The 15,131-nt window shown below is 72.9% G+C and carries 13 protein-coding genes; 8 read left to right on the forward strand and 5 right to left on the reverse strand.

Features of this window, described 5'->3' with window-relative positions:
- From ACFQSB_RS39725 to ACFQSB_RS39735, 3 genes are all read right to left on the reverse strand, one after another.
- Positions 1-1,300: SRPBCC family protein (locus ACFQSB_RS39725; RefSeq protein ID WP_380832487.1), on the reverse strand; the 1,300-nt coding region annotated here is incomplete at its 3' end.
- Positions 1,301-1,306: 6 nt separating this feature from the next.
- Positions 1,307-2,017, reverse strand: a complete 711-nt coding sequence (locus tag ACFQSB_RS39730) for a hypothetical protein (protein WP_380832489.1) — start codon at positions 2,015-2,017, stop codon at positions 1,307-1,309.
- A gap of 270 nt (positions 2,018-2,287) precedes the next feature.
- Complete coding sequence (locus ACFQSB_RS39735; RefSeq protein ID WP_354845241.1) at positions 2,288-2,767, reverse strand: peptide deformylase; 480 nt, start codon at positions 2,765-2,767, stop codon at positions 2,288-2,290.
- 230 nt (positions 2,768-2,997) lie between these two features.
- Here ACFQSB_RS39735 and ACFQSB_RS39740 point away from each other — a divergent pair, with 230 nt between their 5' ends.
- The 7 genes from ACFQSB_RS39740 (at position 2,998) to ACFQSB_RS39770 (ending at position 12,913) form a co-directional block, all read left to right on the forward strand.
- On the forward strand, positions 2,998-4,362 hold the full coding sequence (locus tag ACFQSB_RS39740) for an MFS transporter (RefSeq protein WP_380832491.1): 1,365 nt from the start codon (positions 2,998-3,000) through the stop codon (positions 4,360-4,362).
- Between the two features lie 261 nt (positions 4,363-4,623).
- Positions 4,624-6,804, forward strand: coding sequence for a molybdopterin oxidoreductase family protein (locus tag ACFQSB_RS39745; protein WP_380832493.1), 2,181 nt, complete (start codon positions 4,624-4,626; stop codon positions 6,802-6,804).
- A complete protein-coding gene (locus ACFQSB_RS39750) occupies positions 6,801-8,201 on the forward strand; it encodes an FAD-dependent oxidoreductase (RefSeq protein WP_354845250.1) in 1,401 nt (466 codons plus the stop codon). Before ACFQSB_RS39745 ends, ACFQSB_RS39750 begins: the two co-directional genes overlap by 4 nt.
- A complete protein-coding gene (nirB, locus tag ACFQSB_RS39755) occupies positions 8,198-10,633 on the forward strand; it encodes a nitrite reductase large subunit NirB (RefSeq protein ID WP_380832495.1) in 2,436 nt (811 codons plus the stop codon). The genes ACFQSB_RS39750 and nirB overlap by 4 nt, the downstream gene beginning before the upstream one ends.
- The gene (gene nirD, locus ACFQSB_RS39760) at positions 10,630-10,998 is read left to right on the forward strand and encodes a nitrite reductase small subunit NirD (RefSeq protein ID WP_380832497.1); all 369 of its coding nucleotides are present in this window, start codon (positions 10,630-10,632) and stop codon (positions 10,996-10,998) included. Before nirB ends, nirD begins: the two co-directional genes overlap by 4 nt.
- On the forward strand, positions 10,995-12,164 hold the full coding sequence (locus tag ACFQSB_RS39765; protein WP_380832498.1) for a uroporphyrinogen-III synthase: 1,170 nt from the start codon (positions 10,995-10,997) through the stop codon (positions 12,162-12,164). Before nirD ends, ACFQSB_RS39765 begins: the two co-directional genes overlap by 4 nt.
- A complete protein-coding gene (locus tag ACFQSB_RS39770; RefSeq protein WP_380832500.1) occupies positions 12,161-12,913 on the forward strand; it encodes a sirohydrochlorin chelatase in 753 nt (250 codons plus the stop codon). Before ACFQSB_RS39765 ends, ACFQSB_RS39770 begins: the two co-directional genes overlap by 4 nt.
- On the opposite strand, the gene ACFQSB_RS39775 is transcribed toward ACFQSB_RS39770, so the two are convergent.
- Positions 12,885-13,463 carry a hypothetical protein gene (locus ACFQSB_RS39775; RefSeq protein WP_380832501.1) on the reverse strand — a complete coding sequence of 193 codons (579 nt, stop codon included), beginning with the start codon at positions 13,461-13,463 and terminating at the stop codon, positions 12,885-12,887. The two genes, ACFQSB_RS39770 and ACFQSB_RS39775, sit on opposite strands and share 29 nt — an antisense overlap.
- Positions 13,464-13,805: 342 nt before the next feature.
- Entirely contained in the window at positions 13,806-14,663 is an 858-nt protein-coding gene (locus tag ACFQSB_RS39780) for a PAC2 family protein (protein WP_354845267.1), read from the reverse strand.
- A gap of 242 nt (positions 14,664-14,905) precedes the next feature.
- Here ACFQSB_RS39780 and ACFQSB_RS39785 point away from each other — a divergent pair.
- Positions 14,906-15,131 (forward strand): homocysteine S-methyltransferase family protein (locus ACFQSB_RS39785; protein WP_380832503.1); only part of this gene is annotated, 226 nt, incomplete at its 3' end.

Genomic DNA, 15,131 nt, shown 5'->3' on the forward strand with positions numbered 1-15,131 from the left:
GCTCCGGTTCCTCCTCCTCGGCGGGCTCCGCCCGGCGGGTCCGGCCGCGCGGCTCGGCGGCCGGGCTCCGGCGCGCCTCCTCCGGCCGCCTGGGGCCCCAGGGAAGCCGCCGCCTGCGGCGCTCCTCGCCGGCCCCCTCACGCCTGGCCTCCGCCGCGCGCCGTCCGCGCCGCGGCTCCTCCTCGGGCTCCTCGGGCTCCTCCTCAGGCTCCTCGGGCTCCTCTTCGGGCTCCGCTTCGGCCCGCGCCGCCCGGCGTCCGCGACGGGGCTCCTCCTCGCGGCGGTCCCGGGGCTCCTCCTCTTCCCCGGGCTCCTCCTCTTCGCCCTCTTCGGGTTCCTCGCCCCGCTCGGCGGCCTCGGCCTCCTCGGGCTCCTCGCCCTCTTCGTACTCGGCCTCTTCGGGCTCTTCGCCTTCTTCGCCCTCTGCGTACTCGGCTTCCTCGCCTTCCCCGGGCTCGCGCTCGCCGCGGCGCTCGCGCTTTTCGCGCTCCTCCTCCTCGCGCATGGCGGTCTCGTGGTCCTTGACCACCTCGCCCTCGTGGATGACGCCCCGCCACCCCTCGACCTCCTCCGGATGGAGCAGGTCCTCGTTCATCACGTGCCGGCGGATGTGCTTGAACTCCAGGCGGGCCCTGCGGCCCTGCGCCCGCCAGATGGCGCCGATGTGCTCCATGAGCCCCTTGGGGTGGTACTCCAGCGCCAGCAGCACCCGTGTCATGTCAGGGGTGACGTCGTGGAAGGTGACGCTGCCGTCCACGTAGCCCTTGGCGCCCTGCGAGCGCCAGATGATCTTCTCGTCGGGCACCTGCTCGGTGATCGTCGACTGCCAGGTGCGGCGCGACCAGAAGATCTTCGCCTGCCAGGTGAGCTTCTCGTCGCTCTCCTGGACGACCTTCTCCACCTTCTTGGTGAAGTTCGGCCAGTCCTGGAACTGCGTCCACTGGTTGTAGACCACGCGGACCGGGGCGCCGAAGTCGAGCGACTCGATGATGTTGTGGAACTTGAGCTTCTTGCCCTTGGCGCCGCGCCCGCCGAAGCCGAGCTTCTTCTTCAGCCCCCCGAACGCGAGCTTGGCCAGCCCCTTGACCCGGCCGAACTTGCCCTCGCCCCCGGCGAGCTGCCCGATGGTGCGCATCCCGCCGTTCTCGGCGAAGTCCGTCAGTTGCCGGGTGGTGCTCTCCACCCGGCGCCGCACGGCCGCGAGGGCGAGCTTCCCGGCGACGCCGGCGAGGCCGCGCATCTGGCTCTTGATCGGGTTCGCCGCGGCGGCGCCGGGGCCTTCCCTTCTCGGTTCCGCCATGGAGGCTCACCCCCGGGTGCGGTGGACGGGCCGCGAGCGCGGCGGCGGCTGGTCGCGGACGACGCGGCCGCGCGGCCGGGGTTCGTCGTCGTCCTCCGGCTCCTCCTCCTCGCGCGCGGGGCGCCGCGTGTCGCGCCCGGCGGGCCGGCCCCGGTCCTGCGGCGGCCTGCGCCGAGGGGGCGGCTCCTCCTCGTACTCGTCCTGCTCCTCGAAGTCCTCCTCGTACGGCTCTTCCTCTTCCAGGTCCTCCTCCGGCGCCCGTTCGGCGGGGCGGCGCACCCGCGACCTGGCGGTGCGCAGACCGCCGGCGGCCCGCTCGCGCAGGCTGGTGACCCCGCCCTTCGCCGTCTTGGCGGCCTCTCCGGCGGTGCCGGTCACCTCCTCCTCCAGGCCCGCCGCCACGTTGGCCGCGTGCTGGAGGGCCTCGGCCCGGTCCTGCAGCTTGGTGCTCAGCGAGCTGACCTGCCTGCTCGCCGCCGCCTTCGCCGCGGCCTTGCCGGCCTCGAACAGCTCGCCCCGGACGCTGTTGACGATCTTCTCCAGCTCGGGGGAGGAGCTCGCGAGCTTCAGCCCCTGCTCGATCAGGTTGCCGCGCGCGCCCCCGAGCTTGCCCGTGGCGCCCGCCACCCCGAGAGCGACCGCGAGCTTGAACCTGCGGTGCCGGCCGAGGAAATAGCCGAGGGCGACGGCCAGAGCCACTTTCAGTCCGCCTGTCACGATTGCCTCCTTCTCCGGCTTCCCGTCTCGGGATCCGCCCGGCGAGCCGCCTCCGGTGCCCCGCCCGGGGATGGAGGGTCCGGCCTGGCGCCGGTTCGGTATGTGCGGGAAGCGGGACGCCCCCGATGTGGAAGCGGCTCGGCTCGGGCGCGCTTCCGGATCGTCGGTTGCCCTACCCGGCCACATTCCGGCAGAACACGCATTGCCGGAAAAAAGGGACATAGGGCCCCAGATGTTGGAGCGGGTGCCGATGCGGCGGCGCGGGGCGGCTCAGGCCATGGCGGCGTCGAACCGCGCGCGCTCCTCCTCGGTGAGGCGGTCGCGGAACAGGATGCCGTCGAGATGGTCGACCTCGTGCTGCAGCACCCGGGCCAGCATGCCGAGCGCGCGCACCGTCACCGGCTTGCCGTACATGTCACGCCCGCGGGCGACGACCGAATAGGAGCGTTCCAGCGGCCACCACAGGCCGGGCGCCGACAGGCACGCCTCGTCGGCGACGACGGTGCGCTCGGACAGCTCCAGGCGTGGGTTCACCAGGTGACCGGCCCTGCCGTCCAGCTCGAACGTCAGCACGCGCAGCGACACCCCGATCTGCGGCGCGGCGAGCCCGGCCCGTCCCGACCCCGCCCGGGTGGTCGCCTGCAGGGCCTTGACCAGGTCGCGCAGCGAGCGGTCGAAGCTCGTCACCGGCTGTGCCACGGCGCGGAGCACCGGGTCGGAGAAGAGCCTGATCTGCCGGACGCCGGTCATGCCCGCTCCCGTGGATGACGACACTGTGTGAAGGTTTCCCGGAAACAATGCCCGATCGGCCGCCCAGGCAATCTTTGTTAATTCGATGTTGCCGTCGTGATGCCTGTGCATCACATGTTTCGCCCGTGCGTCGGAAGTAACCCCGATATCTGACATTCGTCGCCGGGTGGTGTGATCCCGCTCGTTACCTTCGGAGCCTCCCGACCCCCGGAGCACACGAAGGAGGAACCGTGACGGTGACGGAGGCAACCCGTACCGCGGCGGCGAGAGGCCGCTGGATCACCGACTGGCGGCCGGACGACCCCGGCTTCTGGGAGGGCCGCGGCAAGGGCGTCGCCCGCAGGAACCTGCTCTTCTCGATCTTGGCCGAGCACCTCGGCTTCACCCTCTGGACCGTCTGGAGCATCGTCGCCGTCAAGCTCGGCTCCTACAAGTTCTCCACCGACCAGCTCTTCTGGCTGGTCTCGGTGCCCAACCTCGTCGGCTCCACCCTGCGGCTGCCCTACACCTTCGCGCCCGCCAAGTTCGGCGGCCGCAACTGGACGGTCGTCAGCGCGCTGCTGCTGCTCATCCCCGCCTGCCTGCTGGCCGTCGCGGTGAGCAGCCCCGGCACGCCGTACTGGGCCTTCCTGCTCATCGCGGCCACGGCAGGGCTCGGCGGCGGCAACTTCGCCTCCAGCATGGCCAACATCACCTACTTCTACCCCGAGCGCAGGCAGGGCTGGGCGCTCGGCCTCAACGCCGCCGGCGGCAACATCGGCGTCAGCTCGGTGCAGCTGGTCATGCCGCTGGTGATCACCGGGTTCGGGCTGGCCGCCGCCGGGCTGTTCTGGGTGCCGTTCATCGTCCTGGCCGCCCTGGGCGCGTTCTTCTTCATGGACAACCTCGCGACCGCCAGGGCGAGCGCCAGGGACCAGCTCAAGATCGCCGGCCGCGCGCAGACCTGGATCATGTCCTTCCTCTACATCGGCACCTTCGGATCCTTCATCGGCTACACCACCGCCTTCCCGCTGCTCATCAAGAGCCAGTTCCCCGAGCACGTCTCCACCGTCACCTGGGCCTTCCTCGGAGCGCTCGTGGGCTCGCTGATCAGGCCGGTCGGCGGCAGGCTGTCGGACCGGCTCGGCGGCGGGCGGGTCACCCTGTGGAACTTCGGCGCCATGGGCGTCGCCGTCGCGCTGGTCGGAGTGGGGGTCTCCACCCACAGCTTCGCCTTCTTCTTCGTCTCCTACCTGGTGCTGGTCGCGCTGACCGGCGTGGGCAACGGCTCGACGTACCGCATGATCCCGGCCATCTTCCGCGCCAAGGCCGTCGAGGGGATCTCGCCGGAGGACGGCGCCGCCTACGAGGCCGCCCTGGCCACCGGCAAGCGCGACAGCTCCGCCGCCGTCGGCATCATCTCGGCCGTCGGCGCGTTCGGCGGGTTCTTCATCAACCGCGGGTTCGGCACCTCGATCGCCGCGACCGGCGGCGCGGGCGCCGCGCTGATCGCCTTCGCATGCTTCTACGTGCTGTGCGCGGGACTGACCTGGTTCTGCTACCTGCGCACGGTGGGGGCGCGGCTGGCCCCGAGCCTGGCCACCGCACGCGTCTAGAGCCCGCGTCCGGGGGAAACGCCCGGGCCGCGCCGGGGGAGCGCCGGCGCGGCCCGGGCCCGCGCGTGAGGGCGCCGTGCCCGCGCCGTGCCCGCGCCGTGCCCGCGCCGTGCCCCCGCCGCCGTGCCGGCGCGCACCGTCCGGACACCGCGAGGTGCGCACACCGGGCCCGCGCCCGATGTGAACACGGTTGGCGGCTTGTAGCACAGAGGTAACAGGAGGGACCCAACGGTGAAACGGCCTGAAAGCACCATCGAACCCATGCCGACCTCACTTTCCCCGCCGGCGTCTGTGATGACGCCGGTCCACCTGGGAGAGGCGACGCACTGCCCGTACTGCGCCCTGCAGTGCGGCATGTACGTCAGCGGAGGGTCCGGCCGGGAGGCGGGCGGCACGCTCACCGTCACCCCGCGCCACGACATCCCGGCCAACGGCGGAGGGCTCTGCCAGAAGGGCTGGACGGCGGCCGAGCTGCTGACCTCCGGCGTGCGCCTGACCACGCCGCTCGCCCGCGCGAGCCGCACCGCGCCGCTTTCGCCGGTGAGCTGGGAGGAGGCGCTCGACCGCGTTGCCGGGGCGGTCCTCGCCCTCCAGGCCGAGCACGGCCGCGACGCGGTGGCGGTGTTCGGCGGCGGCGGCCTGACCAACGAGAAGGCCTACCAGCTCGGCAAGTTCGCCCGGGTGGCGCTGCGCACGAGCCAGATCGACTACAACGGCCGCTTCTGCATGTCCTCGGCCGCCGCCGCCACCAACCGCGCGTTCGGCATGGACCGCGGGCTGCCGTTCCCGATCACCGACATCGCCGAGGCCGACGTGGTGATGATGGCCGGCGGCAACGTCGCCGAGACCATGCCCCCTTTCCTGCGGCACCTGCGCGACACGCTCATCGTGGTGGACCCCCGGCAGACCCGCACGGCCAAGCAGGCCGCGCTGCACCTGAAGGTGACCCCGGGCACCGACCTCGCGCTCGCCCTCGGACTGCTGCACATCGCCATCACCGAGGGGTACGCCGACCAGGACTACATCGCCGCCCGCACCACCGGGTTCGACGCGGTCCGCGAGTCGGTGGCCGCGTGGTGGCCCGAGCGCGTCGAGCGGATCACCGGTGTGCCGGTCGCCTCGATGCGCCAGGCGGTCCACCTGCTCGGCACCGCCCGCAAGGCCATGATCCTCACCGGCAGGGGCGCCGAGCAGCACTCCAAGGGCGTCGACACCGTCACCGCGTTCATCAACCTCGCCCTGGCCCTCGGCCTGCCCGGCCGCGCGGGCTCCGGGTACGGCTGCATCACCGGGCAGGGCAACGGCCAGGGCGGGCGCGAGCACGGGCAGAAGGCCGACCAGCTCCCCGGCTACCGCAGGATCGACGACCCGGCCGCCCGCGCCCACGTCGCCGCCGTCTGGGGCGTCGACCCCGGTGAGCTTCCCGGCCCCGGCCGGTCGGCCTACGAACTGCTGGACGCGCTCGGCACCGGCGGCGGGCCCAGAGGGCTGCTGGTGTTCGGCTCCAACCCGGTGGTGTCGGCCCCGCGCGCCGCCCACGTCACCGAGCGGCTGGCGGCGCTGGACCTGCTGGTGGTCTCCGACTTCGTGCTGTCGGAGACCGCGGCGATGGCCGACGTCGTGCTGCCCACCACCCAGTGGGCCGAGGAGCACGGCACCATGACCAACCTGGAGGGCAGGGTGCTGCTGCGCAGGCAGGCCATCACCCCGCCGCCCGAGGTGCGCAGCGACCTGGCCATCCTCGCCGGGCTGGCCGCGCGGCTCGGCCGTGAGGAGGGCTTCTCCGACGACCCGCGCACGGTGTTCGACGAGCTGCGCCGGGCCAGCGCGGGCGGCGTCGCCGACTACGCCGGCATCACCTACGAGCGCATCGCCCGCGAGACCGGCGTGTTCTGGCCCGCGCCCTCCGAGGACCACCCCGGGACCCCGCGCCCTTTTCTGGACCGCTTCCCCACGCCGGACGGCCGGGCCAGGTTCGTCCCGGTGGACCACCGGCCGGTGGCCGAGGACGTCGACGACGACTACCCCTTCTATCTGACCACCGGCCGGGTCCTGGCCCACTACCAGAGCGGCGCGCAGACCCGGCGCGTGCGGGCGCTGAACGAGGCGGCCCCCGAGCCCTACGTCGAGCTGCACGCCGACCTGGCCGAGCGCCTCGGCGTCGTCTCCGGCGACATGGTCGTGGTGACCAGCCGCAGGGGCTCGGCACGGGCCGCCGCCCGCGTCACCCGCGCCATCCGGCACGACACGGTCTTCATGCCCTTCCACTGGGAGGGCGTGAACCGCCTCACCAACCCGGCCCTGGACCCGACGTCCCGGATGCCGGAGTTCAAGGTCTGCGCCGTGCGGGTCGAGCGGTCCGATGAGGGACCGTCCGGGCGTGACGGCGCTGACCCGCGGGCCACCACGGCGCCGCGGGCCGATCGGGGGAGGAACACGTGAGGCTGGTCGTCATCGGCAACGGCATGGCCGGGGCCCGCCTGGCCGACGAGGTCAGGGCGCGCGACAAGGACATCCGGATCACGGTGTTCGGCGCCGAGACCCGCGGACCCTACAACCGGGTCCTGCTGTCCAACGTGCTCGCCGGCACCGCGAGCCCCGAGCAGGTGCGGCTGCCGGCCCAGCCCGACGGGGTGACCACCCGGCTCGGCGTCACGGTCACCGCCATCGACCGAAAGGCCCGCACCGTCCGCACCGACGACGGCGCGGCCGAGCCCTACGACGTGCTGGTGCTGGCCACCGGCAGCGAGCCGGTCGTGCCGCCCATCCCGGGCGCCGACCGGGCCATCGCCTTCCGCACCATGGACGACTGCCACCGCATCCTCGCCGCGGCGGCCACCGCGACCGGCGCCATCGTGGTCGGCGGCGGCCTGCTCGGCGTGGAGGCCGCGCGCGGCCTGGCCGGGCGCGGGATGCCGGTCACCCTGCTGCACCTGGCCGGCCACCTCATGGACCGCCAGCTCGACGCCGAGGCCGGCCTGGTGCTCGGCGAGGCGCTGGCCGGGCTCGGGGTGACGGTCAGGACCGCCGTCCAGGTGACGGCGATCCACCCGCACGGCGTCGAACTGGCCACCGGGGAGGTCCTGGCCTCGGAGCTGGTGGTGCTCGCCTGCGGCGTGCGGCCGCTGGTCTCCCTCGCCAGGGACGCCGGCCTGGAGGTCAACCGCGGCGTCGTCGTGGACGACCACATGCGCGCCTCCGACCCGGCGATCTACGCGATCGGCGAGTGCGCCCAGCACGACGGCACCGTGTACGGGCTGGTGGCCCCCGCCTGGGAGCAGGCCGCCGTGGTCGCCGACCTGATCACCGGCGCCGACCGCGCCGCCAGGTACCGCGGCTCGCGCCTGGTCACCCGGCTCAAGGCCAGAAGCGTCGAACTCGCCTCGATGGGAGAGGCGCACCTGAACGAGGACCCTTCGGGGGAGGTGGAGGTGGTCCGCTTCACCCATCGGGCGCGCGGCATCTACCGCAAGCTCGTCATCAGGAACGACCGGCTGGTGGGGGCGATCCTGCTGGGCGAGGCGCCGACCGTGGGGACGCTCACCCAGTTGTACGACCGGGGCGGGCCGCTGCCCGGCGACCCGGCCGGGCTGCTGTTCCCCTCGTCGGTGGAGCACGCGACGCCGGCCGACAGCCCGGTGCGCATGCCCGACTCCGCGCGGGTGTGCGAGTGCAACAACGTGACCAAGGGCCGCATCCGCGCCTGCTGGGAGGCGGGCGCGCGCGACACCGCGGCGGTGGCGGCGGCCACCAGGGCCACGACCGGCTGCGGGAGCTGCCGGGACGCGGTCGAGGGGATCATCGGCTGGCTGTGCGAGCAGGAGGAGGTCCGCGCGTGAGGATCGTCGTGGTGGGGTACGGGCCGACGGCCCACCGGTTCGTGGAGACCCTGGCCGATCGCGGGTTCACGGGCACGATCACCGTCCTGGGGGAGGAGCCCAGGCCCGCCTATGACCGGGTGGCGCTGACCTCCTACCTCACGGACGCGTCGCTCGCGGACCTGACCTATCCGGACCCGGGCGGCCCGACGACCGTGCGGCTGGCCGACCGGGTGGCGTCGATCGACCGCGACCGCCGTGTGGCGGTCACCGCCGGCGGGCACGAGGAGCCCTACGACGTCCTGGTGCTGGCCACCGGCTCCTCGCCGTTCGTGCCGCCGGTGCCCGGCGCCGAGCACGCCTTCGTCTACCGGACCATCGACGACCTGGACGCCATCCGCGCCGCCTCGGCCGGCGCCGCCTCCGGCTCCGGCGTGGTGGTCGGCGGCGGGCTGCTCGGCCTGGAGGCCGCCGACGCGCTGCGCGGCCTGGGCCTTTCCACCCACGTCGTGGAGATGGGCGGCTGGCTGATGCCCCGCCAGGTCGACGAGGGCGGCGGCTCGGTGCTGCGCGGGCACATCGAACGGCTCGGCCTGGCCGTGCACACCGGCACCGGCCTGAACCGCATCGAGCCCGGCAAGGTCGTCCTGGCCGACGGCACCGAGATCGACGCCGGCGTGGTGGTGTTCTCCGCGGGCATCCGGCCGCGCGACGAGCTCGCCCGCGGGGCGGGGCTGCCCGTGGGCGAGCGGGGAGGCGTCGTCGTCGACGAGGGCATGCGCACCGCCGACCCGGCCGTCTACGCCATCGGCGAGTGCGCCCTGGTGGGCGGCATGGTGTACGGCCTGGTCGCCCCCTGCTTCACCATGGCCGAGGTGGCCGCCGACCGCATCCTCGGCGGCGTCTCCGCCTTCACCGGCGGAGACCTGTCGGCCAAGCTCAAGCTGCTCGGCGTGGACGTCGCCAGCTTCGGGGAGCTGTCCGGCGCGCTCGACGTCACCTACATGGACCCGGTGGCCGGCGTCTACAAGAGGCTGTTCATCAGCGACGACGCCCGCACGCTGCTCGGCGGCATCTGCGTCGGCGACGCCACCCCCTACAGCCTGCTGCGGCCGATGGTCGGCAGGGAGCTCAGCGCCCCGCCGAGCGACCTGCTGTTCGCCGGGGCCGGAGGCGCGGGGATGTCGGGCGCCGACTTCCCCGACGACGCGCAGGTCTGCTCGTGCAACAACATCACCAAGGGGCAGATCAGCGCCGCCATCACCGAGATGGGGCTCACCGACGTCGCCGGGGTCAAGAAGTGCACCCGAGCGGGCACCAGCTGCGGCAGCTGCGTGCCGGCGCTGGCCTCCATCCTCGCCTCCGAGGGCGTCGCGCTCAGCAAGGCGCTGTGCGAGCACTTCGAGTACAGCAGGCCTGAGCTGTTCGACATCGTCCGGGTCCGCGGCATCACGACCTTCTCCCAGCTCATCTCCGAGCACGGCAGGGGACGCGGCTGCGACATCTGCAAGCCGGCGGTGGCCTCCATCCTCGCCTCGCTCAACGGCGGGCACGTGCTGGAGGGCGAGCAGGCCGCGCTGCAGGACACCAACGACCACTTCCTGGCCAACATCCAGCGCAACGGCACCTACTCGGTCGTGCCGCGCATCCCCGGCGGCGAGATCACGCCCGAGAAGCTCATCGTGATCGGCGAGGTGGCCCGCGACTTCGGCCTCTACACCAAGATCACCGGAGGGCAGCGCATCGACCTGTTCGGCGCCAGAGTGGAGCAGCTTCCCAAGATCTGGAAGCGGCTGGTCGACGCCGGGTTCGAGTCCGGGCACGCCTACGGCAAGGCGCTGCGCACCGTGAAGTCCTGCGTCGGGTCCACCTGGTGCCGGTACGGCGTGCAGGACTCGGTGGGCATGGCCATCGCCCTCGAACTGCGCTACCGGGGACTGCGCTCCCCGCACAAGATCAAGGCGGCGGTGTCCGGCTGCGCCCGCGAGTGCGCCGAGGCGCGCGGCAAGGACTTCGGCATCATCGCCACCGAGAACGGCTGGAACCTCTACGTCGGCGGCAACGGCGGCTTCAAGCCCCGCCACGCCGACCTGCTGGCGAGCGACCTGTCCGACGACGAGCTGATCCGCGCCATCGACCGCTTCCTGATGTTCTACATCCGCACGGCCGACCGCCTCCAGCGCACCTCCACCTGGCTGCAGGGCATCGGCCTCGACTACCTCCGCGACGTGATCATCAACGACTCGCTCGGCATCTGCGCCGATCTCGACGCCGGGATGGAGCGGCACGTGGCCGGCTACTTCGACGAGTGGCGCGCCACGGTCGACGACCCCGACAAGCTGCGCCGGTTCGTCAGCTTCGTCAACGCCCCCGACACCCCTGACCCGTCCATCGTGTTCGAGACCGAACGCGACCAGATCAAGCCCGTCCTCCTGGAGGTGACACGCGCATGACGATCATCCAGAACGGCCCGGCGACTCAGGCGAGCACCGGCACCACGTGGGAGCCGATCTGCGCCTACACGGACCTGCTGCCCGAAAGGGGCGCCGCGGCCCTGGTCGGCGGCCACCAGATCGCGATCTTCCGCACCTTCGACGGACGCCTGTTCGCCGTCGGCAACCGCGACCCCTACAGCGGGGCGTACGTGATCTCCCGCGGCATCGTGGGAACCCGCGGCGAGGAGCCCGTCGTCGCCGCCCCCATGCACAAGCAGCCGTTCTCCCTGACCACCGGCGTGTGCCTGGACGACCCGGCGACGGCCCTGCCGATCTACCCCGTCCGTGTCGCGCGCGGCACGGTCGAAGTGAGCGTGGCATGACGGCGGCCCTGTTGGAGGACCCCATGGTGGCGCCGGAGACGGCCCCCGACGCCCTGGCGGGCTTCACGATCGGGGTGACCGCGACCCGCCGCAAGGAGGAGTTCGCGGCCCTGCTCGAACGGCGGGGCGCCCGCGTGGTGCGCGCGCCCGCGATCCGGCTGGTGCCGCTGGCCGAGGACGCCGACCTGCTGGCCGCCACCCGGGAGTGCCTGAAAGGCCCGGTCGACGACGTCGTGGTCACCACCGGTGTGGGCTTTCGCGGCTGGGTGGCGGCGGCCGAGGGGTGGGGGCTGTCGGTCGACCTGGCCGACCACCTCACCAGGGCGCGCCTGCTGCCCCGCGGGCCCAAGGCGCGCGGGGCCGTGCGCGCCGCCGGGCTCAACGACCACTGGACGCCGCCGACCGAGTCCTGTGAGGAGATCAAGGACTACCTCCTCGGGCAGGACGTGCGCGGGCGGCGCATCGTGGTGCAACTGCACGGCGAGCCGCTGACCGGGTTCGTCGCCGACCTCCGCGCGGCCGGCGCCACCGTCATCGAGGTGCCCGTCTACCGCTGGCTGCCCTACCGCGACCCCTCGCCGCTGCGCCGCCTGATCACCCAGGCGATCTCCGGGTCGGTGGACGCCGTCGCCTTCACCAGCGCCCCCGCCGTGCTGGCCATGCTGAACGCCGCCCGCGCCGAAGGGCTGGAGGAGGCGCTGGTCGAAGCGTTCGGCGGCCCGGTGGTGGCCGCGTGCGTCGGCCCGGTGACCGCGGCGCCGCTGGTGTCCAGGGGAGTGCCGGTCATCCAGCCGGAGCGTTCGCGGCTCGGCTCGCTGGCCCGCACCCTGGCCAGGCACCTGCCCGCGCACAGCGTCACCCGGGTCACCGCCGGAGCCCACGAACTGGAGATCCGCGGCCACGCCGTCGCCGTCGACGGAGAGCTCAGGCCGCTGCCGCCCGCCCCGATGGCGGTGCTCAAGCGCCTGGCCGAACGGCCCGGCCACGTCGTCCCCCGGTCCGACCTGCGCGTCGTCCTGCCCGGCGGCCCCTCCCGCGACTCGGCCGAGCACGCGGTCGAGATGGCCGTCACGCGCCTGCGCCGCGCCCTCGGCCCCTCGGGCATCGTCGAGACCGTCGTCAAACGCGGCTACCGCCTGGCCTGCGACCGGCCGGAGGCCCGATGACGCTCGTGCTGGCCGCCCACGGCACCCGCAGCGCCGAGGGGGAGGCCACGCTGGCGGCCCTGGCACAGCGGGTGCGGCGCGCGCGCCCGGGGCGGCGCGTCGAACAGGCGTACCTGGAGATCAGCTCCCCGCCGCTCGCCGAGATCCTCCCGCGCGTCCCGGGGCCGGTGGTCGTGGTGCCCCTGCTGCTGGCCGGCGGCTACCACGTCCACATCGACCTGCCCGCGGTGGTCGCGCGGGCGCGGCCGGACGCGCTGGTGGCGCGCCCGCTCGGCCCGCACGCGCTGCTGACCTCGCTCCTCGCCCGTCGGCTGGCCTCCGCCGGGTTGCGGCCCACCGACGCGGTCGTGCTCGGCGCCGCCGGGTCCTCCGATCCCGCGGCGGTCGCCGACGTGCGCGCGGCCGCCCGGCTGCTGTCGGTGCGGCTGGCCCGCCCGGTGACGGCGGCGTTCGCCTCGGCGGCGGCACCGTCCCTGGCACAGGCCATGGAGCGCCTGCGCTCGGGCCCGGCGCCCCGCGTCGTGCTCGCCTCCTACCTATTGGCCCCCGGGTTCTTCCAGAGCCGTCTGGAGTCCGCCGGGGCCGACGTGGTGAGCCGGCCGCTCGGCGCGGACGACGACCTCGCCGCGCTGGTCTGGCACAGGTTCGACGAGGCCGCCGTCCGGACCGGCGTGCCGGTGCCCCGGCCGCCCGCAGGCGGTCGGCAGGCGGCCGGCGTGCTCAGGAGAGCGCAGGCGCCCGGGGTGTGACGGCCTCCAGCCGCAGCTCCCGTACGATCTCCACCGCGCCGTCGTCGCGGGACAGGCCCGAGCCGGCGCCGATGAGCATCTCGTAGTAGGCGTGCCGGAAACACCCGGCCAGCATCAGGCGGGCGCTCGCCTCGGGGGTGACGTCCGGCGCCACCCGGCCGAGACCGCGCTCGGCCTCCAGGTACTCCGCGAGCGGGGCGATCTCGGAGGCGGGCCCGAGCTGGGTCTCGCGGAGTGCCTCGCGGAAGCGGACGGTGATCGAGGGGGAGATGAACGCGGGCATCGCCGCGGCCTGGACCTCGGCGTAGTAGTCGATGCCGGCCCGGGCCACCGGCAGCAGGTTGTCGTTCACCCGTCCCTTGCCGGCCATGTTCATCAGGTCGTCGAGGGTGTGCAGCCAGACCGGCAGACGGTCCTGCAGGAGGGCGAGGAACGTCTCGACGGCCTGGGCGGGGGTCGTGCCGCGTAGCTGGGGGTAGGGGCGGGCGTCGCCGGTGCGGCCGGCGTCGTCCCGGATGCGGGCGTCGTCGCCCGCCTCGTTCCGTTTCATGAACACCGACATCTCGAGGACGCGTCGCCGCGTCTCCTGTGCTCTCTTGTGCGGATCAGGATATGGAGTCGCCATGGGGGTCCCAAGGTGCGCAGTCACATGTGTAGGTTCAGCACGCGGTCGACGCCGTTCACGATGTTCGCGGATTCGTGCCCGTCCCCGTTATCGAATCGTTGCCGCCCGCGTGGTGCCGCCCGGGATCAATGGTGCGGAAGGGGCGCAGCGGCCAATTATTACCAGAAAGCCGCGCCCGTCGTAGCGAATAACGAGAAGTATGCGAAATGCGGTTTATCGGGGCCGACACGACCAATGTCGATATATGCGCACTTTCTCCGGTTCGCGTCAGCCGCCGTCGTCGTCGTGGTCGCGCCGCCGCAGGTAGCGCTCGAACTCCGCCGCGATCGCGTCGCCACTGGCCTCCGGCAGGTCGGCGGCGTCCTTGCGCTCCTCGAGCTCGCGGACGTACTCGGCCACCTCGGAATCCTGCGAGGCGAGCTCGTCCACCCCGTGCTCCCAGGCCTGCGCCTCCTCGGGCAGCTCGCCGAGCGGCATGGGGATGTCCAGAAGGTCCTCGATGCGGCGCAGCAGGGCGAGCGTGGCCTTCGGGTTGGGGGGCTGGGCGACATAGTGCGGAACCGACGCCCACAGGGAGACGGTCTTGGTGCCGGCCGCCCCGAGGGTGTGCTGGAGGACACCGACGATGCCCGTCGGGCCCTCATAGCGGGTGAGCTCGAGATTGAGAGCGCGCGCGAGCCCCGGATCGCTCACCGACCCCACGATCGGGACCGGCCGGGTGTGCGGGGAGTCGTTGAGCAGCGCACCGAGCAGCACCGCGGTCTCGACGCCGAGCTCCAGGCAGATGGCCACGATCTCGGAGCAGAACGTGCGCCAGCGCATGTTCGGCTCGATGCCGCGCAGCAGCACCACGTCGCGCTCGCTGCCGGGCGGGCGCGCCACCAGCAGCCGCGTCGTCGGCCAGATGATCGACCGCGTCACGCCGTCGCCCAGCTCGACCACCGGGCGGGTCACCTGGAAGTCGTAGTAGTCCTCGGGGTCGAGCTCGACCAGAGGGGTCGCCTTCCACTCCGACTCGAGATGCGCCAGAGCGCCGCTCGACGCCTCTCCCGCGTCGTTCCACCCCTCGAACGCGGCGATCAGCACCGGGTCGACGAGCTCGGGAAGTCCTTCGAGCTCGATCACGCGCCGCCTCCTTGCTGCCTGGCCGAGACCGCACGCGACTGCCGGTGCGATCTCGAACGGCCGCCGGCGGCGGCCTTGTACCCGACCAAGCCTATTCGTTGAGGGGTGCCCGGTGTCACCGAGAGGGCCGAGGGAGCCCGCCGGGGCCGGGGGAACGGCGCCGGTTCGCCGGTCGCGATCACCGGCCCGTCCAGCCCCCGGCTCCGGGCGGTCGCGCCATGGCTCCCGCTAGGCTTGTGCGCATGAATAACGCAGCGTCCTTCAGGCAGGCCATGTCCGAGCGTGTGATCGTCGCGGACGGGGCCATGGGGACGATGTTGCAGGCCTATGACCCCACGCTCGATGATTTCGATGGTCATGAGGGTTGCAATGAGGTGTTGAACGTGACGCGTCCTGACATTGTGCGGGGGGTTCATGACGCGTATTTCGCGGTGGGTGTTGATTGTGTGGAGACCAACACTTTCGGGG

The sequence above is a fragment of the Sphaerisporangium rhizosphaerae genome (genome assembly GCF_042665155.1).
Classification (GTDB): domain Bacteria; phylum Actinomycetota; class Actinomycetes; order Streptosporangiales; family Streptosporangiaceae; genus Sphaerisporangium; species Sphaerisporangium rhizosphaerae.

Excerpts from the sequence above, each read along its gene's own strand:
- ACFQSB_RS39735 (WP_354845241.1), bottom strand. The coding sequence starts at position 2,767 with ATGACCGGCGTCCGGCAGATCAGGCTCTTCTCCGACCCGGTGCTCCGC.
- ACFQSB_RS39745 (WP_380832493.1), top strand. The coding sequence starts at position 4,624 with ATGCCGACCTCACTTTCCCCGCCGGCGTCTGTGATGACGCCGGTCCAC.
- nirD (WP_380832497.1), top strand. The coding sequence starts at position 10,630 with ATGACGATCATCCAGAACGGCCCGGCGACTCAGGCGAGCACCGGCACC.
- ACFQSB_RS39765 (WP_380832498.1), top strand. The coding sequence starts at position 10,995 with ATGACGGCGGCCCTGTTGGAGGACCCCATGGTGGCGCCGGAGACGGCC.
- ACFQSB_RS39770 (WP_380832500.1), top strand. The coding sequence starts at position 12,161 with ATGACGCTCGTGCTGGCCGCCCACGGCACCCGCAGCGCCGAGGGGGAG.
- ACFQSB_RS39775 (WP_380832501.1), bottom strand. The coding sequence starts at position 13,463 with ATGAAACGGAACGAGGCGGGCGACGACGCCCGCATCCGGGACGACGCC.